The sequence below is a fragment of the Dyadobacter sp. CY326 genome (assembly GCF_021390515.1).
Lineage (GTDB): Bacteria > Bacteroidota > Bacteroidia > Cytophagales > Spirosomataceae > Dyadobacter.
Window position 1 is genome coordinate 214,959 of sequence record NZ_JAJUXI010000003.1, and the last position, 25,422, is coordinate 240,380.

Genomic DNA, 25,422 nt, shown 5'->3' on the forward strand with positions numbered 1-25,422 from the left:
AATGCTGGCGTCGCTTACGTAAAATAAACACTTATTATCCCATTAAAAAACCGATTTAGCCGACTTTGCGGTCTCTTGCCGACATTCCGGAATCGCATCGCAAGGCGAGTGCAGCATTATTCGCGCACGATTAAAACGGAGGGAGAATGCGATAACCATAAACTGTGCGACTCGACGGCCTTTTTCCAGCTGGCGAGACTGATGATCATGAGGTCTTTGCCTTGGAGAAAATCTTTTTCGAGCATGTTCTCGTCCAGCAGCGTAATTCTTTCCGGGTCAATTTCGCTGATTTCAATCAGTTCATCGTGGATTTCGGACGACAAAACAGCTGTGCTCGCAGGGTCCATCATCGTGAGCCTGATGTTTTCCTGCAAACCAAGTTTTTGAGCAAACTGAATCAAAAAGCGATCAGCGGGGGAGAAGATCGGAACCAGAATGTCTTCCACTTTATCAAGATTTTTCTCAATCAGAATGCCGACGGGGACTTTAACTGATTTGATAATCTGTGCCGTGCGCTCGTCAAAAACATTGGCGTGAAAAAGTTTTTCCTTGCCTGTTATGGTGTCAAAAAGTCGCTCCGGGCTGATGATTTTGGATGTGAAACCCAGTATTTTACCCAAAAACGTGCCTTCAAAAACGGTGCGCCCAATGCCGATCATTAACATGTCGTAGGCTCCTTCATTGGCAGTTTCAATGATATCATGCTCAATGTTCTGCGAAGGTTTGAACAATGCGTCAAATGACAAATCCAGGCTTGCGGCCTCTTCCTTAATCGGCCGGAATGTTTCCTGCTGATATTCTTCCGTATTGACCTGATTGAGATAACTGCTTGGCGACAAGTGCAATGCCGTAACCTGATGCGATTCGGTTTGCTTTTGGATCAAATAACGCGCGAGTCGCATCATTTTTCGTCCGCCTTGCGGGCTGGCAAATGCGATAAGGATCGAAAAACGGCTGCTTTCATGGGCGGCAGCCACTTTTTCCCAATTCTTTTGCGGCATAAAACGATCGATCAAATCGAGCGCCGGGCCGGTCATACAAGTGGTTGCAAGTGCCATAATCACCATCATAGCGAATATTTCGGGGGACAAAACGCCGATATCATAGCCAATGTTGAGCACCACAAGCTCCATCAATCCGCGCGTGTTCATTAAAGAGCCAATGATGAGGCTGTCGCGCCAGGATTGTTTGACAAAACGTGCCGCAACGGCGCTTCCTATGAACTTTCCGGTCACTGCGGCGGCGATGATCAGGCCCGTAACTTGCCACAGATAAGGATCATTGAGCAGGCCAATTTGCGTTCTTAATCCCGTGAAAACGAAGAAAAGCGGCAGCAACAGCACTAGTGAAACGTCCTCCACCTTTTCAATAAATATATTCCGGAAACTCTGGTTGCTAGGCATGATCACGCCTGCCATAAATGCACCAAAAAGTGCGTGAATGCCAAGCACTTCTGTACAAAAAGCGGACAGCAAAAGCACGATGAAAAACAATGCAACAACCGGTTTGGTCAACCCTTCGCGATAAGAATAATGGTCGCCGATTCTTTTCAAAACCGGTTTTAAAACCCTGAGCATGAAAAACACATACGCCGCTGCGAGAATGATCGTGTAAATGGAACTCACGAACGAGCCTGCCTTTACGATGGCAATAACGGCTGCCAGAATACACCAGGCTGTAATGTCGTCCGTTGCGGCGCAAGTGATCACCATCATGCCGAGCTTGGTCCGGGATAATCCCCGCTCCTGAACAATGCGCGCAAGCACAGGGAAGGCCGTGATACTCAACGCAATGCCAATGAAAAGCGAGAATGATAGAAAGCTGATGCCGTCCGGTGCGAAGCGCTCATACATAAAAAGCGCAAGCCCCACCCCGAGTGCAAACGGAAGAATAATGCTGGCATGGCTGATCACGACGGCTTCTTGTGCCTTGGTTTTCAAGACTTTAAGATCGAGCTCCATGCCAATAATGAACATGAACAGGATGAGTCCGATCTGGCTGAGAAATTGCAGGTTTCCCAGCGATTGTTTTGGGAAAAGGAAAGCAGAGAATTCGGGAAAATAAAGCCCTAGCAGCGATGGCCCGAGGAAAATCCCTGCTGCGATTTCTCCAATAACAGTCGGTTGTCCTATGGATTTGCAAAACCAGCCAAAAACGCGGGCAATGATAATGATCGTGATGATCTGCAACAGCAGAATGGCAAGCGGGTGCGTGAGATTATGGCCAAATGTATCCGCAAACTGCTCCCAGGATGAGGTTGCTGCAACTGGCTTATTTTTCAGTAAATCAGGGCTTTCCAGAAATTGTCCTTGCCGGATGAAGAAATAAAGTAAGGCGGAAAAAACACCAATGGTAAGCGTGTAGAAAAGTATATTTCGAATATTCTTCATCATCAGGAATGAATGTGAAGAACGCAAAATAGCAAATTAATGGTTACAAAGGCGTTCCGGTTTGCTATCGGAGTCGCTGTACTTGCTAAGTCTTCAAGACTTAGCAAGTCTTTAGTGACTTTTTTCCAATAACTTTCGTCCAAAGCATAAACTTTAATTTATGCCAGGACCAATGCATTGCATGCTACAAGAAGGATGCTTCTATCACATCTATAATCGGGGAAACGATTCAGTAAAAATTTTTTATCAAAATCGGAATTACATTCATTTTCTAAAAAAATATAATGAATATCTCTCAGGTTACATTTACACCTATGCCTATTGCCTTATGCCCAATCATTTTCACTTGTTGATAAAAGTCAAACCTCTTAGCGAGTTTGAAGTTAGGGCAAACGCTTTCCCTTCAGAGGTCGATATTTCAAAGCTTAGCGCTGGCGACATTGTGAGCGAGCTATTTAGGCGTTTCTTTATGAGTTACGCAAAGAGCATCAATATCCAGGAGGCTAGAAACGGCAGTTTGTTTCAAAAGTTTTTCAGAAGAAAACTGGTTGATAACGAAGTCTATCTTTCCAAATTGGTCTATTATATTCATCATCAGCTGCGACATCATGGATTCGATGAATTAGATTATAAAAGTTATCCGTGGAGTTCTTATCGTCGGATACTGGAAGATCGAGAGTCCAGTTTAAACAAAAAGGAGTTGTTGGAATGGTTCGGGGGGAAAATAGAATTTATTAAGTTTCATGAGCAGTATCTTGACGAGCAAGTTATTGGTCATTTGACAATTGAGGATCAGAAATAAAAAAAATAGACTTGCTAAGTCTTAAAGACTTAGCAAGTCTATTTTTTTTATTTCTGATCATTATCTCAGCTCCACAACCGGTCGTGCGAACGTTTTTCGTTCCAGTCCGGAGTAGGGGCGAAGAAGCTTTTGTCCTTGGTATTAAGGTGTTTTTTTACTTCTTCTTCATTGAGCTCAATGCCCAGGCCTGGCGCATCCAGCGGAACGGGCGCATAACCTTTGTCGATCAGCTTGCGGCCATCCGTTGTTTTTACCAGACTTTCCCACCAGGGCACATCCACGGAATGGTGTTCGAGCGCGAGGAAATTCTGCGTGGCAGCCGCGCAATGCACATTCGCCATGAAGCTAACGGGCGTTCCTGCGAAGTGCATGGCCATGGCAATGCCGTTTTCTTCTGCATAATCCCCGATGCGTTTTGTTTCCAGTAACCCGCCGGATGACGCGAGGTCGGGATGCACAATGTCGACCGCGCGCTTCTCGATTAATGCTTTGAAACCTTCCCGTAAATAAATGTCCTCACCAGTTAATGTCGGCGTTTCCAATGCATCCGAAATCGTTTTCCACTGGTCTGTGTACTCCCAGGGAACCATGTCTTCGAACCAGGCGAGACGATATTTGTCCAGTGCTTTTCCGAGGCGAATGCCGTTGTTCAAGTCAAAATGCCCATAATGGTCTGTTGAAAGGGGAATTTCATAGCCTACTACGCTCCGAACGTCTTCCACGACTTTGGCCATTTCATCCAGACCTTTTGGCGTGATCTGAATCGCTGTGAACGGATGCTTTGTGTTGGCATAGGAATGATAATCTCCTGCCCATTGTGAAAATCCGCCGCCCCAAACCTTGTTATTGACAATGCTATTCTCATTGTTTCGCAGCAAGCCGATGGACACATCCATTTTCAGCCATGTGTAACCCTGATCCTGCGTCCGGAATTTGATCTTTTCTTTGAACTCATTCATGTCATCAGACTCCGGCGTGTCGGCGTAAAGTCTGACCTTATCCCGGTAACGACCGCCCAGCAATTGCCAGCAGGGCACATTATAAGCCTTTCCGCAAAGATCCCAAAGTGCCATTTCCACACCACAAACTCCACCCGCCTGCCGACCGTGGTAACCAAACTGTTTGATGGATTTGAAAAGCATTTCCACATTGCAAGGATTTTGACCCAATAAATGGCTCTTTAAAAACAATGCATAACGTTCATCTGCGCCGTCGCGAACTTCGCCCAGACCGTAAATTCCCTGGTTTGTGTCAATGCGGATGATCGGCGTGCGTCCCACGTTCTGGACAATGCAATAGCGCAGGTCGGTGATTTTTAATTCGGATGGTTTGGAGGCGCGGTTTACTTTTGACGTTGCCTGGGCAATGGTGTCTTCCGTCGACATAGACATGAAGCCGCCCAACGCAATGCCGCCGACTGCCGTTTTTCTCAAAAAGTTACGCCGACTGTCCTTTGTCGTCGGGTTGTTGATCTCGGCTGCGGTGGCTGCTTTTTCAGCTTGTTCAACTTGTTTGTTAGAAGCGATGATGTCTTTTAAAATGCTTTTCATCAGTGTTAGATTTGGGAGTTAGCAAAATGGCTCTCGGCCTTAGTAATTTCTTTCTTTAAGATAATCGTCCAGTTCTTTCTTGGTCATCGGGAGCTTGCCGGGATAATTGTTTACCCAGTTTAAAAAGTCCTTCTGGATTGTGTCAGACCATTTTGTATCGATTTCACCGGGCGTATATTTTCCTTCTTTTAGCCGTAAGTGACCAAATTCATCACGCAATGCAGTCACCTCGGAAGTTAGCACGAGCTCTTCGGCCAAATGCGCGGGAATGAAGATCGTCCCATACTTTTTAGCAAGCACGACATCACCGGGAAGCACAATTGCGCGACCAATGCGGATCGGCGTGTTGATGTTCGTTAGCATCATTTGCTGGATGTAGGACGGGTCCTGTCCTTTGATCCAGGCATTGAAGCCTTTGATCTCACTCAACCCTTCCACGTCGCGCACAGAGCCGTAAAATATGACACCGCGCTTGGATTTGGCATAAATGGAGTTTCCCAAGTTGTCACCGATCAATGTTCCGTCAGCGATTTTGCCATAACCATCGGCCACGTAAACGTCCCCGTCTTTGAGCACGTCAATGGGCCATGAATTGGTGCCGCCTGTTTGCACACGTCCTTCTTTTTTACCAATTTCTTTGACCAAATCCTGCAAATCAGGACGAGAAGGCACATATTGGGCGGTTACAACGCGTCCGGTCATGCTGCTGTCCGGATAAATGAGCTGCCAGTCGCCTTCGAACTGGTTGTTATAGCCTTTGTTTCTCAGAACACCCCACGCTTCTTCCATGGAAATGTTCTTTAATCTTGCCAAAATGGCGTCCGACACGTGCGGGCGGCCGTCCGGTGAGCGTTCTCCCTTCCAGGCCGAAGTGTAGGCTTTAATCTGATCAGGCGTTGGGGAAATGGATTGTGCATTGGCAACTGTTGCAAAAAGCACAAACGCTCCCAATAAATTTTGTTTAAGCATAGAAGGAAAATTAAGGGTTAGTTAGATCTGATTATTTGTTAAATAGTTGATTTTCATTTGTCCCAAAAAACAGGTGTCCCCAGTTCATCAGGACCCATCCGTGTGACTGCTTCTTTGTAATTCGCCTCATTAACAGACCGTTCACGAACCGGATACACTAGCCTGCGGATGAAATCTTTTACGGAAGGATCTTTGCCTGGATAATTGTTGACGGGCAAAACAGGAAAGCCGCTTCTGCGGAAATTGGTCCAGGCCTCTGAACCGTTCAGGAAGGAAGCAACCCAATATTGGGTGTTGATTTGCTCCAAAGCTTTTGCCGGATTGTAAGGCTGCGCCGCCAAATATGCATCCTGACTGGCTGTGTTGATCGTTGCAGCCACATCGTAAGTCGCCATTTGTGCCATGTGCGCTCTCACGCCTGCTTCGTAAAGCTCTTTCGCATTGCCCGTTGCCCAGCCGCGCTGAACCGCTTCCGCAAGCAAAAGGGAAGTTTGCGCATAAGTGATGAAAAATTCGGGCGCATCGATTTTCCCCAGCGTTTTGCGATTAATCTGCGAATATTTGAATGCAGAGCCGATTTTGCCAGGAAAGCCGGGTGCATTGGCAATGGTAGATTCGTTGTAACCATAAGGCATTCCTTCCTGGCTGGCAGGCGTTGTGTCCTCCGCGCCAGCGGTTGCAATCGGGTTGCCAGGTGTTTCGTATTTCACAGAAATGACCTTTAATCGTGGATCATTGGTTGTTTTGAGATAATCAACAAATGCTTTTCCGAGATACACGTTGCCGCGTTCCGTGCCCTGGAAATAGTTGGCAAGCGGATGATTGAATGTGCTGTTAAACGCAATGAACGCATTGTCGGCATTAGAAGTCATTAGTCCGCCGTTCGCTGGGTCCACAGCTTTTGCGACAATCGACTTGGCCCGGTTGGGGTCCAGTTTGGAGTAACGCATGCCTGCTCGCAGCAATAATGAGTTTCCAAGCTTTTTCCATTGCGCAATGTTTCCCTTATAAAAAAGGTCACCGCCTTCAATTGCCTTAGTTGCATCCAGACCCTTGGTTCCTTCTTCGAGTTCTTTCAGAATGTCATCGTAAATCAATTTTTGATCGTCGTATTTTGGCAGATTAATGCCTTCCAAAAAGCCTTTTCCAGCCTCGAAATAAGGCACGTCGCCATAAGTGTCCACCAAAACCATGAACACATATGACTTCCAGATGCGCGACATGTTGTACAAGTTTGACCTTGCGGGATTGTCTTTCGTTTGCGCGATAACAGTGGTCAGCAGGTTTACAGGGCCATTTTGCAAATACAGAGAATTAAAATTTGCATTTGAATTCGGATCGGAAACCGCATTGTGATTGCCGCCTTCGAGCACGCCCGTGTAAGGCGTGTTGATCTGCTGCACAATCTGCAACTGGTAATTTTGCGTCGCGATGGCCGAGCCAAACTGCGCATTGGAAAACAAATAAGCCGGATCGACGCTCGTGGCCTGAACCGGATTCTTGTTCACATCCTCAAAGCCCTTGTCGCAGGAGCAGACCGTGGCGAGAATGATTAGAAGTGGGAGTAGTTGTTTCATTTTTAATGAGTGAATGAATGACCGGGTTTCCGGGCGATGAGTTGCTGGGTTTGAATCCATTATAGTTTGATATTTAGATTGAAACCGTAGCTGCGGGTTGTTGGCAGTGTGTGGGTTTCGATTCCTTGCAAATTGTCTGAGGCTGAAACTTGTGCTTCGGGGTCCAGATTATCGATGTATTTTTTGATCATTAATACATTGTTACACATGGCTGAAATGTTCAAACCTTTGATAAAAGTCTTGTCTTTCAGAAACCGGGACAGATCGTAACCGATGGAAATCGTTCTCCACCTTACAAAAGCGCCGTTGTAAACAAATGGTGTGGCAATGTTTGTGCTTCGGTAAGCGGTGTAAAATTGCTGGGCTTCAACACGTTGCGCATTAGGCTCGCCTTCGGGCGTAACGCCTTCAAGCAAGACACCTCCTTCGCGACCCACGAGTGATGGTTTGGAAAGTCCTTCACGAAGGAAATTCAGGTTGGAGTTGGAAAGGATTTTGTTTCCGGCTTTGAAGTCTATCTGCGTTCCAATGCGCACGCCTTTGACATTAAGCGTGTTAACCCATGCGCCCACCCAGGTCGGAATGGCACTTCCGAACGTTGTTAAACTTCCTTGCTGCGGCAGACCGCCCGATGTGACGATGCGGCCCTGCGCGTCGCGCTTGTAATCGAAGCCGCGCAAAGAGGCGAGGGGCTTGCCCACTTCGTGCGAGACGATCCCGAAAAATTCGCCTGTTCCCACATCAAATCTTTGCTGGCCAGCTGCGAGTTCAAGCACTTTACTGATGTTGTAACTGCCGTTGAAGCTCGTCTCCCAGGTTATGGCGTCCGTCCTGACGGGCACGAATGTCAGCAGGAACTCAACGCCCTGGTTGCGCAGCTTGCCCACATTCACTTTGGTTTGGCTGAAACCGGACGTGTTCGAAATGTCTACATTCAGGATTTCATCAACGGTGTTTTTCCGGTAAAAAGAAACATCCAGATTCAGGCGGCTGTCAAAAGTCTTCATTTCCAACCCAACTTCCGTTTCCTTCACTTTCAATGGTCGCAGGTTCGCATTGGGAGCAACGGTTGAAGGCAAATTGCCCAGTGCAGTTCCATTGAATGGATTGGCATTAATTCCATAATAAAGGTTGTTGGAATAGGGATCTGTATCACCGCCCACCTCTGCATAAGCAGCTCTTAACTTACCGTAATTGAGCCAGTTAGGCACATTGGCAAACGCCTGGCTAAACACAAAGCTGGCACTTACGGACGGATATAGATAACTGTTTGACTCCGGATTTAATGTTGAAAACCAGTCGTTCCGGCCCGTTACATTGACGAACAAAAAGCCTTTGTAGGAAAATTCAGCTGCTCCGTAAATGGAGTTAACCTTCTTTTTACTGTAACCATAATTTGGATTTTTTACCTGACCATTGGCAATGGTGTAAAGGTCGCGCACGTAAAAATTCGTGACCGCAGTCGAAACATTGTCGCTGATCTGCTGCATCTGGTTTCCACCCAATGTAATGTCAATGCCAAAATCGCCGAATGTGCGGTTTGCACCGATCAGCACGTCCAGGTTGCGCTCGCGAAAAGTGGCCACATCCTGATAATAGTAACCATTGAAACCTGTTGTAACGGCTCCAATTGACCGTGTTCCCGTCGGCCGGTTGTAATTATACGGCCTTGTAAAATAGTCCTGTCCAATGCGGCCTTGCACAAAAAGCCAGTCCGTGAAGTCATAGCGAACCGAAGTGTTGCCAAAGATCCGGTCGCGACGCACATTCTCAAATCGGTCATAAGCAACCCAGTATGGATTATTTCGGTTGGTAAAACGCGCGAGCGGCATTTCGTTGCCGTTTGCATCCTTCCGGTTTTTGAGCCACTCGGTGTTAATGCTGGTTGCAAGGGTGTAAATCGTCGTATTCGCATTCATATCCTGAATCCCGATCTGCGGCGGATTCTTGTTGTATTCATTTGAATAATTGGCATTTAGCTGCGCCGAGAGCTTTGGTGAAAACTTGTAATTCAGACCCAGATTGAAGATTTTTTTATGATAATCGGAATTCGGCATGATCGCATTCGCATCCGTGTTGGCAAATGATAATCTGAAATTGCCCTTCTCATTTCCGCCCGAAAGCGCAACAGAGTTGGTGAAGCTTGTTCCGGTGCGGTAAAAGTTTTTGATGCGGTCCTTATTCGCCGAGTAAGGCTGTATGGAACCGTCAAACTGCGGCGTAGGAGCTCCGTCCAGTTTCTCACCAAATGCAAAGACGCCTGAACTTTGTGCCTCTGCCGTGGTCGTTGGGCGCTTTCCAAATTCTCCCTGCCCATATTCATATTGGAAATCCGTAAAATCCAATGCTTGCTGCGCCTGGATGTTGGAATTGATTTCAACGCCGATGCCAGTCGTTTTGCTTCCGCTTTTCGTCGTGATAATAATGGCGCCATCCTTTGCCCGGAAGCCGTACAATGCAGCAGCAGCAGCGCCTTTCAAAACGGTCATGGATTCAATGTCATCCTGGTTAATGCTTTGCAAACCATCTCCCGCATCGGACGAACCGCCGGTTGGATTTCCAGTTCCATTTCCATTCGATCCACCCGCAGAAACGCTGCTGTTATTGATCGGAATGCCGTTTACAATGATCAAGGGTGAGTTATTTCCGCCAAATGATGACTGACCGCGAATACGGATTTTCGTCGATCCGCCCGGTCCGCTCGCAGGCGGCGTTACATTCAAACCGGCAACTTTTCCTTGCAAGCTGTTGCCAAGATTTGTTGTTCTGTTGGTTGTAAGTTCCTCAGTGTTAACCGTCGCAGTGGAGTAGCCGAGCTTTTTTGCATCCCTTTTAATGCCCAATGCGGTAACCACGACCATTTCCAGATTCCGGACATCCGGCTTCATCGTGAGATCATAAGTACTTTGGCTGCCAATGGTTACTTCCTCAGGCGAATATCCCACATAAGAAAAAATCAGAACACCACCCGCATCGGGAACGCTGAGCTGATACGCACCTTCCGCATTGGTCGCTGTGCCCACTTTCGTACTTTTCACAACAATGCTGACACCTGGCAGTGGCTGGCCTTTTTCGTCGGAAACTTTCCCGGAAATGGTGCGGTCCACTGCGGGATCATTCGTAACCGCCGGAATGGCGCTTGCCGGTTCAACATTGCCTTTCAGGAGCACAACTTGCTTTCCTTCAATCTTATAAGAAATGTTAATAGGTCTGAAAAGCTGATCCAGGACGTCGGCCAATGGTTTTTCGACAGCATTAATCGACACTTTTTGCTGAGAACGCAGCAGCGATGAGCTGTAAGTAAAACGAATCTGCGTCAGCTTGTTCAGCTTATTCAGCACGGCTTTGATTTCCTGGTTATTTACCTGAATGGTAACCTTTTGATTCAGAATATCCTGCGCATCTTTAACATGCGCAAGTGAGTGGCTGGAAAAGATAAAGGCAATTAATAGTTGGTAAAGTGATATGCTCAACACACTACAAATTTGCCTCGATAAGCGTCGCTGTTTTTTCATACATGTAGTTGTTTTGTTTGTGATTGTTTTACTGAGTGCACCCGCTGCTGCTGATTACAATGCGCCCGTCCACCATTTCGTAGCTGGCCCCGATGGCCTGACAAATGGCATTAATTCGCTGTTTGAGATTTTCATCGCTGAACTGAGCGGTGATATTGCATTGGGTAAGCGCGGCCGCATCGTAAACAATGCTGATGCCGTAGATTTCCTGCAAAGTCTTAAACACCTGCGATACAGGCTTGTCATCGAAGATCAGCTCTTTTTGATCCGACAATTCCGAAAGCAGTTGCCGGTCGATTACGATTCCCTTTTCAAGCCGGTTTTCTTTTCTGTTAAAAACGGCCTGCTGATTTGGACTGAGCACGATAACGGCTACATTATGGTCAGGCTTCGTTTCGAGCCTCTCATATGCTGTTTTTGGGTAAACGGAAACGCGGCCGGTTTTTACAAGAACCATCACAGTGTTCTCTTTTTCCAGTGCCTTAACCCGAAAACTGGTGCCTAAAACCTTGGTGACTGTCTCATCGGTGTAAACTAAAAACGGCTTTTCAGGATTTTTCGCCACATCGAAAAAGGCTTCACCCGTAAGTGTGACCTTCCGCACTTTATTGGTAAACTTTTTGGGATAACGAATTGTGCTTCCGGCAGTTAATGTTGCAATGCTATTGTCACTTAGCAGCACTGTCATGTCATGCGTAGTGTGGTTTTCCCTGACAATCAGCACATCATTCGCTTCGATATCTGATTTGGCTGAGGTGGAAACAGCTCTATTATTCTGGTTTTTATAAAATGCAAGACCAAGTCCCGAAATCAGCACACAGATCGCGGCAATGCGCCAGATCGGCTTGTTAATCACTTGTAAAATGCTGCTTGGTTTACCATTTTTCCGCAACTCTGCGAGACGCGCGATTTCCTGGATCTCCTGTTGCAGCATTGCCTCCGGCAGTTCGTCGCTGTATATTTCGTGCACGGCCGCCACAAGCTCCCTTGCCGCGTAAACGTCGGCTGATTTTTGCGGATTTGAAGCCAACCAGTTTAACCAGAACGATGAAATTTCCGGTGTAGGTGCAATAACCCACGTGCGGAACATGTCATCTGTAGCCAGTTCTTCCACAGTTTGGAAGCGGTAATCCTTCATAACAAAGCTGGTGTTTATTATGTATGTCAGCTTTTGTGTTAATTATAACCAAAAAAGTTAAAATATTTTTTGAAATAATTACATTCTGTGCTTTGGAAGCTGAAAGGGATTTAAAAAAGCAAAGAAAACAGGAGTAAGGCCCACATGAATTCGGCTGGCGTCCAGATTTGCCTGATGTCCTTTAATGTGCGGTGGAGGAGATTAGCGACACTTTGGCGGCCAAGTCCCATGATGTTTGCAATGTCCTCGTTGTCAAGGTTTTGATAAAAACGCAGATAGATGAGTTCTTGCTGCCGTTTCGAAAGCAATTTGATTATGCCTTTAATGCGACTCGTTTGAAAATGAGAATTTTCGTCTGCAATAATCTGTGATTCAATGGGCATGTCTTCACATGCTGAGTCGAATATGGCTTGTCCGGGCTCCTGAAAACGTTTTAGTTTGATGCTCTCTTTAATGAGTTTGTGTCGGAGCGCTTTTAGCAGATATGATTTTACAAAAGCAGTTTCTGAAAGGTTGTCGCGGCGTTCCCAGAGTTCGAGATAAAGCTCCTGAATGGCGTCGCGGATGAAGTCGGGGTCGGATGAGAATTTGGTGGCGTAGTTGTAAAGCCAGCGATAATGCACCTGTGCGAGCTGCCCCAGCGCTGCGGATTCGCCCGCTTTGAACCGCTGCCAAAGCCGGACATTGGCGTCAGAAACGATCGATATGTTTTCTCCGCTTTCCAAGTCCCGTTGCTATTGACAATGTTTAATTAATTCAATGAATTATGCTAATTAAAGCAAGCTGCAATTTTATTCTCCTTGTGCTTAATGTTTTTTAAATGAATTGGGGTTGAAAAAGACTTATAACAAGCTGCCGGATGGTGAAGATTTCCGGCAGCTTGATCGGGAGATGTTTCTTATTTGGTAACCTTCAATTTTCCTTGCATCAATGTATAATGCCCTGGAAATGTGCACACATACTGATAGGTTCCTGGCTGCTTAGGCGCAATGAAATAGATGGATTCGGATTTTTCCGGTTCCACAATGTTGCTATGGAACAGCACGTCGCTCGTTTTAGGAACATAGCTCAATTCCGAGCCTTTCAAACCCAAATTGAGACCAGCTTCACCGACAGCATTTGCCGTTCCGGGCTTGGTGATCACGAGGTTATGAAGCATGTCGTCGTTGTTGTTAAACACAATTTTGACGCGACTTCCGGCTTTCACCTGAACTTCCGCAATGTCGAATTTTAAACCGGGAACCGTTCCGATAGTGATCGTTTGATCAGGGCCATTGGTCCAGCTTGCGGGCATTTCAACCACACGCTTTGCAGATGGCGCTGAATTCGCAGGTTCCGCAGCAGCTGTTGCTGTGTGCGCGCTGTGATCCATCGCGGCCGCTTTTACAGTCGTTGTGAAAGCCGATGCATTGACCGGATTACCCGAGGCAATCTCATTCAATGTGTAATAGCCGGTCGCGTGAAGCAATGGATTGCCGTCCGCGCCTTTTACACCGTCAGCCTTAATCTCGTGAATGTAACCCTTGCGCAGCAACGCAGGATCAAGCACCAAACGCACTTTAAGGCCATCTTCTGAAACAACAATTCCCTTCAAAGGCACTTCCTGCGTGTTAACGATCGGGCTTCCGTAAGTCTGATGATATTTATAAGTGAAACTGTTCAGTTTGTAAGCTTCCTGATCGGCAGCAGCTTTCTTATCAACCGGGCTTGTGAATGTAATTTCAAAGCCATCGGGCATCGAGCGCACCGTTTTCATTTCAAAAGGCATTTTGCCAGTCCATACAAGGCGCTGGATGCCAAATTCCTCTTTTCCGGTTGCAGACCAGCCACGGCTTGTTTGACCTACGAACATGGAACCATCAAGTCCCCATTCCATCCGCAAAATTCCGGACATAAATCCTTCACGGAACGGAAATACGGTTCCCTGCCACACGCCATTCACTTTTTCAAGATCCACACGCGTGATAATGCTGTGTCCCTGATCGCCTACGAACATTTGGCCTGCAAACGGTCCGAAAGTCCCGTTGGTAATATCTTCTTTGAAATCAGAAGTCGAGATTCCCACCAATGTGTGCGGGAACCAAACAGCAGGAGCTTTCAGGCCAGGCACTTTTTTAGCCACATCATAAAGCGGTTCGCCCGTGTTTGGAATGTCGGATGGCGTCAACTTCACAGGTGAGCCTTCTTCCTTGCTCCAACGCAGACCAGCCGGATTTCCCGCGAAATCACCTTTTTCCAGTTGCGTCATACGACCCGATCCAACCCAGTCGCCTTGGTTTTCAGTATAAAAAATGTCGCCTTTGTACGATCCAAAACCAGAAGGGGAGCGGAGACCCGTTGCATAAGGAGTCAGTTTTCCGTCTTCGCCCAATTTCAGCATCCAGCCTCTCCATTTAGATTGGCTCGCGCCGCGTCCAACCCAGTCCAGGTTAAGAGTTACGAGCAACTCTCCGTTCGGCATGGCAACCGGACCGTAAGAATATTGGTGATAATTGCCTGATAATGGCCATTTTGTGAAAGAATCGTAAACGTCCGCGACGCCGTCATTGTTGGTGTCGGCCAGGCGCGTTACTTCGCCACGCTGTGAGATCAGGAAGTCTTTTCCACGATACAAAAGTCCCAATGGCTCGTGTAACCCGGACGCAAAACGGTGAAATGACGGTTTTCCATCGCCTTTGAGATATGGGTTTCCGATCATCCAAACCTCGCCGCGACGGGTTGTGGTGGCCAGTCTGCCGTCGGGAAGCACTTGCATGCCGCCCACTTCCATTTTAATGTTCTCGGGAATTGGAATGGTGATGATCCTGTAATAATCATCTTCTTTGCCAGGTTTTGACTGTGCATACGCCGAGACACATCCAAGTGATATCAGGGTCGTTAGAATTATATTTTTCATTGAATGGAATCTAAGAATATTTTTACCAGAACATTAAATAAGTGGCCGAATCAGAAACCGGAAGCACCAATTCCTGATTGTCGCCGGCAGGCCGCACGACAGCCTGACCTTTTTGACTGATCTGGATATAGTATCGATTATCGATTTGGAAAAGGCCGTTTTTCAGATCCGTGATCTTTTTTCCGGAACCTAGCAAAGAGTAAATAGGACCGGACGGCTTCCCTTCAACGGTGAATGTGCGGGACATGCCTTTGTCATTTGGAATGATCTGGTCGCTCACTGTTGCGGAGCCGATGGCGTAGCGGAAAATAGGATAACCTTCCGGATTGATTTTATAGCCAAGAAAATTGATGTTCGAAGAATCTGGCCATGTGGTTGCTTTGTCGGCCAACACAGCGAGGCTGCTCCTGCCTGAAACGTGAACCGTCAGACCAGCCGGAGTGAGCAATTGCGGCTCGCCGCGTTCGTACCACATTTCAGTTACGTTGGCAAATTGTCCGCGCCATGCCTGCAACATTGCGCCGCGATTCAGGTCGAGTGTGTAACTCCATCCTTCGGGCGTGCCGACTGAAATGCAATGTGTACGCTTGTATTTTTCGCCCTCCACCTGAATAAATGAACGAACCATTTCAGTTTGCTTGTCAGGCGTAACGCTGATGTAAGGCTTAGGCTCAGGCTCTGGCAGTGACGAAAGCACGTGCAGATCATAAGGCCGAATGCCGGATTTCTCAACGCGTAGGCCCAATGCAGGCTGTCTCCATGGAAAACGGGAATAATGGATTTTGAATTTGTGCGTGCCTTGCGTGAGGTTAACCGAGCCAGTATGCGTTTCCTGCGAAGTGCTTTCCCCGGTTTCGAGCACACTTTTGCCATCAACTTCAAGGCTAAGCACTGGTCCAGAATAGATGGTTGTGAAAATGTAATCGCCAGCTTCCTGCACATCCATATCGCCTTCATAAACAAGGTGAAACTCGCGCATTCCATTGGTTACTTCCTGCGTAAGAATGGCCGATTTTCCTTCGTGGTCGAGTTTGCTGTATTCTTTTGCATCCCATTTATCGGAATACACTTTGTAGGAAAGGTTGTTCAATGCGAGCGTTTTGCGGCTTGCCAGCAATTGATAACCTACATTTCTGAAAGCAATAGTGCCTTTACTTACTTCAAAGGACAATGGTCTGCCTTCGTTTGCGGCTTGTGAATTCGGTAGGTAAACTGTTTCCAGGACCGTGACGCCATTCAATGAAAGCAAGTTCAGGCGTGCAGAATTGGCAACTCCGGAAACGGTTGCATCATATACAAGTTCGAGCGTTTGCCATAGTCCGGGCGCTTTGGAAGCATTTTGTGTTGGAAATTGACCCACGTAACCGGAAGTTGAGGCATTTGCTTCGCGTTGTTGGCTGCTGTCAGAAATTTTTACTTTTTGGCCGCCCGGAAGCACAATGTTGCCTTCTGCACCGGGAGAAACCATAAATTCCAGGGAGAGGCGCATGTCTCCGGCTTTCAATTTTGTAGTAAGCGGGTTGCCTGGGCTTCCAATCAAAACGCCTTCGCCAGATGTTGTTTTGGGCTTTGCGGTCCCCGAAGGAAGGATTGCCACGTCACCTTGTACGGACCAGTTTGGACTGGTGCTTTCAAATGAACTGAGGTCTTTTAAAGGGAGCAGGGAATAATTTCCTTTCGCTGTCTGCCCCATGACGATAACCGGGCAAGTCAGAAAAAGCAGGGAAACTTTCTGAATCAAATGACGCATTGGATATATTAAGTGTATTGTTTACAATTAAAAAGCGAAGTTCGCACTTTTTTCTACTAATATATCCGGTTAAATTGTAATTAATTTTAAATCGAATAGCATATTCTTCATAGAAGGAAATTTGGCAGTCGGCATTGTCGCACCATTCTGGTTGCGTACTCCTTTGCGGAATTTTTAAAATACCAAGAAAGTTTAATAGGATTTAAACACAAGTCGCTGCGTATATACAGTATAGTTGCGTATGTTTCCTGCATTCAAATGCATTCGCGCCCAGAAATTTTTAGCACCAAATGTTTTAGAACTGCCCGATTACAGGTCGGCTTTATTCTCTTTCCAATATAAAATGTCAATCTGGCAAGGTTTTGCAAAATGTAACCATAATGAACTTATTGATAGGCCGATAAGTCTGTGCGACTGTTATTTTTTTCGGTTTAAATGCTTTAAATTTAAAGCAAGCGGACAGTCGATTCTTCTTAACTTTTCAATGTTCTGATTTCCAAAATGTAGTTTTAGTTTTACGCATAGCGTTTCTAGTGCAGGGTCTGGGTGGGGATATTGCGTTGTATTGACCTGAGGGCAGCAGCAAGATTTGTTTATATAATGTTAATAAATACTTAACATAGTTGATGAGAATAAGCGGGATTTTTGCGCTTTGATCGATTCAGTTATTCGACGGATTTCTTTATCTATTGTAACCCAAATGATTCCTGCTCATGATGAAAACTCTTTACGCGACTTTTCGGCTGAAAATGCTCAGCCGGAGCACCCGGGCCTGCATGCTGATTTCATGCATTTTATTGTCTCATCTCTCTTTCGCGCAGACCGCAATTACTGGTCAAGTGACTGCAAAAGAGGATAATGCGCCGATTCCTGGCGTTAGTATTATTGTGAAAGGTTCTACCAACGGAACCATCACGGATTCGGAAGGAAAGTACAAGCTTGATGTAAATGAAAATGCTACTGATCTTACTTTTTCCTTTTTAGGATTTAGTTCTCAGGAAGTTAAAATTGCTGGCAGAAGTGTCATTGATATCTCATTATCAGCAGATTTGCGCCAGCTTAATGAGGTGGTCGTGACTGCATTGGGTATCAAAAAGGACATTCGCAGAATCGGTGTGGCAATCCAGACAGTGGATGGAAACGCAACGGTTAAGGCGCGTGAACCCAACGCAATCAACGCCTTGGCTGGTAAAGTTGCCGGTCTGACGGTGGGTGTGCAGCAGGAAATGCTTCGCAAGCCTAACATTCAGTTGCGCGGTAACTCTGACGTCCTTTTCGTTGTGGACGGTGTGCCCGTTAACTCGGATACATGGAATGTGAGCCCAGACGACATTGACACTTATTCTGTGTTAAAGGGTGCCTCAGCTTCTGCGCTTTACGGTTTTCGTGGTAAGAATGGTGCCATTTTGATCACAACCAAAAGAGGTTCAAAAGACAAGCGTGGATTTTCTGTTGATTTCAACTCATCGACGATGGTTGACAACGGTTTTTACGCCATTCCAAAAGTGCAGGACGTTTACGGACCAGGTGACCACGGTCGTTACGCATTTGGTGATGGAAAAGGCGGCGGTTTGAATGATGGTGATTATGACGGTGGATGGGGCCCGAAATTTGAAGGTCAGCTGATTCCGCAATATGACAGCCCCGTTGACCCTGTGACGGGAGTAAGATCCGGCACACCTTGGGTTGCACGCGGAAAAGACAATTTGAGCCGCTTTTTGCAGCCAGGCATTTTGTCAACAAATAACATTTCAGTTTCTGCTTCCGGTGAAAAATACAATGTGCGTTTCTCAACGTCGCACATGCACCAAAAAGGAATTGTTCCGAACACAAAGCTGAACATTACGAACTTCAACATTACAGCGGATTACAATTTCTCTAAAAAGCTGACATTTAATTCCTCACTTCAATACAACCGCCAGTATACGCCCAACATTCCTGATGTGAATTATGGTCCTAACTCCATCATTTACAACATTGTATTATGGGCTGGCGCCGACTGGAATGTGGACGATATGCGTAATTACTGGCAGCCTGGAAAAGAGGGCATTCAGCAGATTTATGCGGAATATCAGCGTTATAACAACCCATATTTTATGAGTTATGAATGGTTGAGAGGCCACCAGAAAACGGATATCATCGGCCAGGCGGCTATGACTTACAAATTCAACGATTTTCTGGAAGCCACGTTCCGTTCACAAGTAAATACTTGGAACTTGTTCCGCAACGAAAAAATGCCTTACTCGGCTGGTGCTTATGGTCGTGATGAGCGTCGCGGTGATTACCGTGAAGACCGTCGTAACCTGTTTGAGAACAACACGGACTTGCTTATCAAGTTTGACAAAGACATTCTTCCAGGATTCAATGCGAAAATCTGGGGCGGTGGTAACATTCGCAGCTTCTCGTACAACTCGCAATACACATCCACAGATTACCTGAATGTGCCTGGCTTGTACAACTTTGGAAACTCCGCAAATCCCGTGAAAAGTGCCAACTTTATTTCGGACATGCGCGTTGCTTCTGCTTACTATTCTGCGGATTTCACATTCAAAGACTTCCTGACGGTCTCGACAACAGGTCGTATGGATAAACTTTCGACACTTCCAAAAGGACACAATGCATTCTTTTATCCTTCCGTTGCTTTGTCTACGGTGATATCGGATTACACGCAACTGCCGGAAGTGATCTCGTTCTTGAAATTACGCGCATCTTATGCTAATGTGAAGGATGGTTTGACGACGGCGAACATCGGCGCTACGCCAGGAACATCGTATTTCCTGGGATATGGTGAGGAATACAGCTCGTCTTATGGTGGCCCTACTTACCAAAACTCAGCGGTGTATTCGACGCCATTTGCTTATGATAACAAGCCTGCTGCTTATTACACGAACACATTGAACAACCCGAATATTGTGCCGAGCACAACTTCGCAAACTGAGGTTGGACTGGACGTTCGGATTATGCAAAACCGTTTGGGACTTGATGCAACTTATTACGTATCAAATGATGGCCCAAGTATTTTTGCTTTGCCAATTTCATCTACAACAGGTTATACGGCAGCATTGGTAAACGGGATTAAAACGCGTAAAAACGGTTTTGAAATATCATTAACCGGTTCTCCAATCCGCAGCGAAAAAGGCCTGAACTGGGACATTGTTGCCAACTATTCAACCTACAAGAAAGTGCTGACTGAGATCTATCCAGGTCAGGATCAGTTCAACACATTCTTTAAAGTGGGTGACAGAATGGATAAGTTTTATGGTCGCGCATTTGCTAAAACGGCTGACGGACAGATTATTAATGACGACTCGGGCCGCCCGATCTATTCCACGCAATCACGATATTTGGGTAACTCATATTCCAAATTTGTATTCGGTATCAACAACAAGTTTTCTTATGGAAACTTCAACCTTGGCTTCCAGTTTGACGGCCGCATCGGTGGTGTAATTTCAAACTACATTCAGAAGCAAACTTTCCGCGGAGGACGCCATATCGAGCTGATCCAGGGACAAATGGGCGCTTCACGCGAAACGGATTACATCGCTTTCAAAAACAACACGGAGAACAAAACGTATGTTGGCGAAGGTGTTCAGGTTGTGGACGGAACTGCGCTTAATTTCGACGCGGATGGCAACATTACAAACCTTGCCGAGCTGAAATTCAAGCCGAACGCAACTGCGCAGAACGTGCAGGACTGGGTGAGCCGCTATTACAATTCAGATGAAGGTAACCTGATGAGCCGCTCGTTCGGAATGCTTCGCGAAGTTGTGATCGGATATCGTTTCCCGGCTGCTTTGCTTGAAAAAAGCAAGTTTATCCGCAATGCTTCCATCTCGCTCGTAGGTCGTAACCTGCTTTATTTTGCTGAGAAAAAAGACGTGGATCTTAACCAATACATTGACGACGGCGGTTCTGGATTGCAAACTCCTTCGGTGCGCCGCTATGGTGTTAACGTGAGCCTGACATTCTAATCCAAAGTCTAAGACAGATTATTTAAACAATTCAAATCTGAACAATGAAATTCAATCATAAACTTATCACCTTATGCACGGCTTTTGCCCTGATGTTGTCAGGATGCGAGAGAAGCTTTGAGGAGCTTGAAAAAGATCCAAACCGTGCGGTTACAGCCCCGCCATCGCTGATTTTGCAAGGCATAGAATCGGATATGTATGGTAACACAGGCACGCCATTCAGTGATGAAATGCGCTGGAACCAGTTTTATGCGATCAATTACAACTATTACGGAAATAACGAATACAACTGGTCAACTTTCACGGATCATTATTCAACATTGAAAAATGTTGTGAAAATGGAGGAAGAGGCAAAACGTGCTGGATTGGCTGATGTGAATGTTTACTCGGCTGTCGGTAAGTTCTTCCGCGCTTTCTTTTTTGATCAAATGTCTGTCAGAGGAGGCGACCTGCCTTCGTCTGAGGCGCTTAAAGGGCTGGAAATCATTACTCCAAAATATGATTCCCAGAAAGATGTGTACATTCAGATCCTATCGTGGTTAGACCAGTCAAATGCGGAAATAGCTTCATTGATTGCTAGTGGAAACACGAAGTTGACGGGTGATTTTTATTTGGGAGAAGATCTTGCTAAGTGGCAAAAAGTGGTGAACAGCTTCCGTCTGCGTATTTTGATTCGTTTGAGCAAAAAAGAAGCTGAGGCTGGATTGAATGTGAAGAGCCAGTTTGCAGACATCATTGCCAACCCGACAAAATATCCTTTGTTTACCGGAATGGCGGATAACTTGGAATTTAAGTCCAATGTTTACAACAAATATCCTTCCAATCCAGACAACTTTGGGTTTGATGCAACGCGTCAGAACATGGCACAGACTTATGTTGGATTGCTGACCGCACGCAAAGATCCGCGTGTAATGGTTACGACTGAACCGGCCGGAGCGCAATTGAAAGCGGGCAAAAAGCCTTCTGATTACACTGCATTCATTGCAGCGAGCTCAGGTGAAGATTTGTCGGACATGTCCAACAAGGCAGGAAAAGACAATGGTCCTGGTTTTGCGCCGGGTGAATATTCTTTCCAAAGCAGATCGCGCTATTATTCAAATTACGTTGGTGAAAGCACTTTCATCGTTGGTTATCCTGAAATGTGCTTCAACATTGCGGAAGGAATCGCGAGAGGCTGGGCAACGGGCAGCGCAGAAAGCTGGTATAAAAAAGGAATCCAGGCTTCTCAGGAGTTTTATGGTGTGAAAACTGGCGCATTGACAATGACTTATTCCAAAACGGGAGGTCGCGCTTCGTCCGATTTTGCCAACTACACGGTTAACTTCAACTTTGACGAATATTACGCGCAGCCGCTTGTGAAATTCGCTGGTAACAACATTGCGGGCATCGAGCAGATCGTGACGCAGAAATATCTTGCATTCTTCATGAACTCGGGAATGGAAGCGTATTTCAATTACATCCGCACAGGTTTTCCAAAATTCATGACGGGCGTGGGAACGGGTAATTCAGGCCGTATCGCGGTTCGCTGGCAATATCCGCTTTCGGAGCGCACAACGAATGCTGCAAATTACAATGCGGCCATTCAAAGCCAGTTTGCCGGTAAAGATGATATCAATCAGCCGCTTTGGTTATCGAAGTAATTGATTGTTCATAACGTTTATAACAAAAAAAGAGCGACTAATCATCGCTCTTTTTTTGTTATAATAGATTAAAAAAATATCAATGCGCTTCAAGCCAGTTGGCTCCGATGCCGATTCCTGTTTCCATTTTTACGGGCAAAGGAATCGCCACGCGCATCAGCTCGTCCACTTTTTCTTTTAAAAGATCAATTTCATCCCGGTGGGCGTCAAAAACCAATTCGTCATGCACTTGCAGGATCATTCTGGATTTGAGTTTTTCTTTGGCGATAAAATCGTGAATGTTAATCATCGCAACCTTAATCATATCCGCTGCTGATCCCTGAATCGGGGCGTTAATGGCGTTTCGTTCGGCATAGCCGCGGTTCGTTTGGTTGCGCGAATTAATGTCCGGAACGTAACGCCTTCTGCCAAGAATGGTTTCAACAAATTCCTTTTCCCGCGCATCATTGACGACCTTGTCCATATAACCTTTCACGGCCGGAAATTCTTCAAAATAAGCCCGAATAATCTCACCAGCCTCGCTCCGCGGAATAGCCAGGCGCTGTGCCAACCCGAATGCTGAAATGCCATAAATTATGCCAAAATTGACCATTTTAGACTTTCTCCGCATATCGGAAGTCACCTCTTCCAGCGGCACTTTGAAAACCTTGCTGGCGGTTGTTGCGTGAATGTCACGACCTTGGTTAAACGCTTCGATCATGCTTTCATCACTACTGAATGCGGCCATAATGCGGAGTTCAATCTGCGAATAATCCGCTGAAAGGATCTGAAAATCCTCATTATCCGGCACAAATGCTTTTCTGATTTCCCGTCCGCGCGGCGTTCTGATGGGGATATTTTGCAGGTTAGGATTCGTCGAACTCAATCGCCCCGTGGCCGCAACGGCTTGGTTATAAGATGTATGAATGCGCCCTGTGCGGCTGCTTACGAGCAATGGCAATGCATCCACATAAGTCGATTTGAGTTTTTGCAACTCTCTGTAATCTAGGATTTTGCGGGCAATTTCATGGCTGTTTTCAAGTTCTGAAAGAATGTCCTCTCCGGTCGCATACTGGCCTGTTTTGGTCTTTTTAGGCTTCTCAATCAGTTTCATTTTATCAAACAGCACTTCACCCAGCTGTTTCGGCGAACTGATGTTGAACGATTGTCCGGCCGATGCGTAAATCTCACTTTCCGTTTGTCTCAAATCCAGTTCGAGCACATTCGACATTTCTTTTAATGCATTGATATCCAGCCTTACGCCTTTGCTTTCCATTGCGGCAAGCACTTTCAGCAGCGGCATTTCCACATCTTGAAAGAGTTTGTAGGCGTTGACTTTCGGAAGTTCTTTTGAAAAAATCGTGTTGAGCTTCAATGTAATGTCCGCGTCCTCACCGGCATATTGGGTAATTTCAGGAATGGAAACATCGCGCATGGTGCCCTGTTTCACGCCCTTTTTCCCAATTAATGATGTGATGGAAACCGGCTCATAATTTAAATATGATGCAGCCAGGATATCCATGCCGTGCCGTTTGTCCGGTTCGAGGAGATAATGTGCGAGCATGGTGTCGCTCAATTTGCCATGGATTTCAATGCCATAACTGCGCAACACGAGCAAATCATATTTAATGTTCTGCCCGATCTTTTCAATGTTTTCGTTCTCGAAAACTTCCCTGAAATTTTCAATGATTTCCAATGCCTTTTCACGATCCGCAGGCACGGGAACATAAAAAGCCTCTCCTTCCAGATACGCAAACGAAAGTCCTACCAATTCGGCGTCAATCGTGTCGAGCGAAGTCGTTTCCGTGTCAAAACAGAATGACGTTTGCAACGAAAGATAATAGGCAAGACTTTTGAGCAATTCCGGCGTGTCGACAGTGTGATATCGGTGGAATGTGTTGTCGATCGTCTGCTTGGTTGTTGGGATGTGCAGATCTTCATAGGCTTGTTCGGGCGCGTCATCGTCAGAAATGCCTTCACTGATTATGGCCGGCTGATTGCCCAACTCACTGGTCGGATTTCCAAAAAGATCCAATTGGCCAGCTTTTTTATTTTGCGCCGGCTTTGAAGCGGGGGCAATTGTTGATGCATTGTTGGAGCCTAGGATTCTGGTTTTTAATGTCTTGAATTCCAGTTCGTCAAAAAGCGCGATGATCTTGTCAGCATTAGCAGCGCAAACGGTCAGGTCTTCGGGATCGAAAGGAACGGGGACTTTAATGTCGATCGTGGCCAGCTGCTTGCTCAGGACTGCTTTATCAATGTTTTCCCTGATTTTTTCGCCCAGCTTTCCTTTGATTTCGTCGGCGTGGGTGATCAGGTTTTCAATCGTATCGTATTCTGCGATCAGTTTTTGCGCGGTTTTTTCGCCCACACCCGGCACGCCCGGAATGTTGTCCACCGCATCGCCCATGAGCCCGAGAATGTCAATCACCTGGTCAATGCGCTGAATTTGCCAGCGATCCAGAATTTCCTGAACGCCGAGCACTTCTGCGCCTTTGCCCAGAAACGCTGGCTTATATATGTGGACATGCTGCTCCACGAGCTGGCCGTAATCTTTATCCGGCGTCATCATAAACACTTCAAAACCCGCTGCCGATGCCTCCTTTGCAATCGTCCCGATGATGTCGTCAGCCTCATATCCATCGAGCACCAAAACGGGAATGCACATTGCGTCCAGCAGGCGTTTCACCAGCGGAACAGCAACAGTAATGTCCTCTGGCTGCGCCTCCCGTTGTGCCTTGTATGCCTCATATTGAACGTGCCTGAAGGTGGGAGCCGATGTGTCAAATGCAACGCCGATGTGCGTCGGCTTTTCCTTTTGCAAAACTTCAAGCAATGTATTTGTAAATCCAAAAACAGCGCTTGTGTTCAATCCTTTCGACGTAATGCGCGGCGCCTTGATAAATGCAAAATGCGCACGATATATTAACGCCATCGCGTCAAGAAGGAAAAGTTTGTGAACGGGTCTATCCATGAGGTCTTTTATTTACGAAACTCAAATATAATGTAAGTGCGCTGAGGAAATGGTTTACAACGGCTTTTTTGTAGATTTAAGGGCAATCAAAAGTGAAATATTATATGAATGACACTTTTATTATTTATTAAAAGTATTAAACATATTATACATTAATAAGTAAATATAATGTATTATATGTTAAGGCTGTTGAGTATTTATTAAAAGTTGTTTTTATTTCATAAGAATTAAATATAAGACTTGCTAAGTCTCGAAGACTTAGCAAGTCTTA

The 25,422-nt window shown here is 46.2% G+C and carries 13 protein-coding genes; 3 read left to right on the forward strand and 10 right to left on the reverse strand.

The genetic code is table 11. The features are described from left to right. Positions 1-116: 116 nt before the first annotated feature. Positions 117-2,393: a cation:proton antiporter gene (locus LZG73_RS05365; RefSeq protein ID WP_233846709.1), complete on the reverse strand. Its 2,277-nt coding sequence runs from the start codon at positions 2,391-2,393 to the stop codon at positions 117-119. Between the two features lie 325 nt (positions 2,394-2,718). Between LZG73_RS05365 and LZG73_RS05370 the strand changes: the two genes are divergently transcribed. Then, on the forward strand, positions 2,719-3,192 hold the full coding sequence (locus LZG73_RS05370; RefSeq protein WP_233846710.1) for a hypothetical protein: 474 nt from the start codon (positions 2,719-2,721) through the stop codon (positions 3,190-3,192). A 65-nt stretch (positions 3,193-3,257) separates the two neighbouring features. Here LZG73_RS05370 and LZG73_RS05375 read toward each other — a convergent pair whose 3' ends face one another. From LZG73_RS05375 to LZG73_RS05410, 8 genes are all read right to left on the reverse strand, one after another. Beyond that, positions 3,258-4,742 (reverse strand): mandelate racemase/muconate lactonizing enzyme family protein, encoded by a 1,485-nt coding sequence (locus LZG73_RS05375; RefSeq protein ID WP_233846711.1) that lies wholly within the window; start codon positions 4,740-4,742, stop codon positions 3,258-3,260. Between the two features lie 39 nt (positions 4,743-4,781). Then, positions 4,782-5,711, reverse strand: a complete 930-nt coding sequence (locus tag LZG73_RS05380; RefSeq protein ID WP_233846712.1) for an RraA family protein — start codon at positions 5,709-5,711, stop codon at positions 4,782-4,784. A gap of 53 nt (positions 5,712-5,764) precedes the next feature. Continuing rightward, a complete protein-coding gene (locus tag LZG73_RS05385; protein ID WP_233846714.1) occupies positions 5,765-7,288 on the reverse strand; it encodes a SusD/RagB family nutrient-binding outer membrane lipoprotein in 1,524 nt (507 codons plus the stop codon). A gap of 59 nt (positions 7,289-7,347) precedes the next feature. Then, the gene (locus LZG73_RS05390; RefSeq protein ID WP_233846715.1) at positions 7,348-10,803 is read right to left on the reverse strand and encodes a SusC/RagA family TonB-linked outer membrane protein; all 3,456 of its coding nucleotides are present in this window, start codon (positions 10,801-10,803) and stop codon (positions 7,348-7,350) included. A 28-nt stretch (positions 10,804-10,831) separates the two neighbouring features. After that, a complete protein-coding gene (locus tag LZG73_RS05395) occupies positions 10,832-11,941 on the reverse strand; it encodes a FecR family protein (protein WP_233846716.1) in 1,110 nt (369 codons plus the stop codon). A gap of 110 nt (positions 11,942-12,051) precedes the next feature. Next, a complete protein-coding gene (locus LZG73_RS05400) occupies positions 12,052-12,666 on the reverse strand; it encodes an RNA polymerase sigma factor (RefSeq protein ID WP_233846717.1) in 615 nt (204 codons plus the stop codon). Between the two features lie 173 nt (positions 12,667-12,839). Further along, on the reverse strand, positions 12,840-14,837 hold the full coding sequence (locus LZG73_RS05405; RefSeq protein WP_233846718.1) for a plastocyanin/azurin family copper-binding protein: 1,998 nt from the start codon (positions 14,835-14,837) through the stop codon (positions 12,840-12,842). Between the two features lie 22 nt (positions 14,838-14,859). Beyond that, the gene (locus LZG73_RS05410) at positions 14,860-16,587 is read right to left on the reverse strand and encodes a family 16 glycoside hydrolase (protein WP_233846719.1); all 1,728 of its coding nucleotides are present in this window, start codon (positions 16,585-16,587) and stop codon (positions 14,860-14,862) included. Positions 16,588-17,303: 716 nt separating this feature from the next. Here LZG73_RS05410 and LZG73_RS05415 point away from each other — a divergent pair. Further along, on the forward strand, positions 17,304-20,558 hold the full coding sequence (locus LZG73_RS05415) for a SusC/RagA family TonB-linked outer membrane protein (protein ID WP_409014319.1): 3,255 nt from the start codon (positions 17,304-17,306) through the stop codon (positions 20,556-20,558). A gap of 44 nt (positions 20,559-20,602) precedes the next feature. Next, the gene (locus LZG73_RS05420; RefSeq protein ID WP_233846720.1) at positions 20,603-22,198 is read left to right on the forward strand and encodes a SusD/RagB family nutrient-binding outer membrane lipoprotein; all 1,596 of its coding nucleotides are present in this window, start codon (positions 20,603-20,605) and stop codon (positions 22,196-22,198) included. A 79-nt stretch (positions 22,199-22,277) separates the two neighbouring features. On the opposite strand, the gene polA is transcribed toward LZG73_RS05420, so the two are convergent. Further along, positions 22,278-25,151 carry a DNA polymerase I gene (gene polA / locus LZG73_RS05425; RefSeq protein ID WP_233846722.1) on the reverse strand — a complete coding sequence of 958 codons (2,874 nt, stop codon included), beginning with the start codon at positions 25,149-25,151 and terminating at the stop codon, positions 22,278-22,280. Positions 25,152-25,422 lie beyond the last annotated feature (271 nt).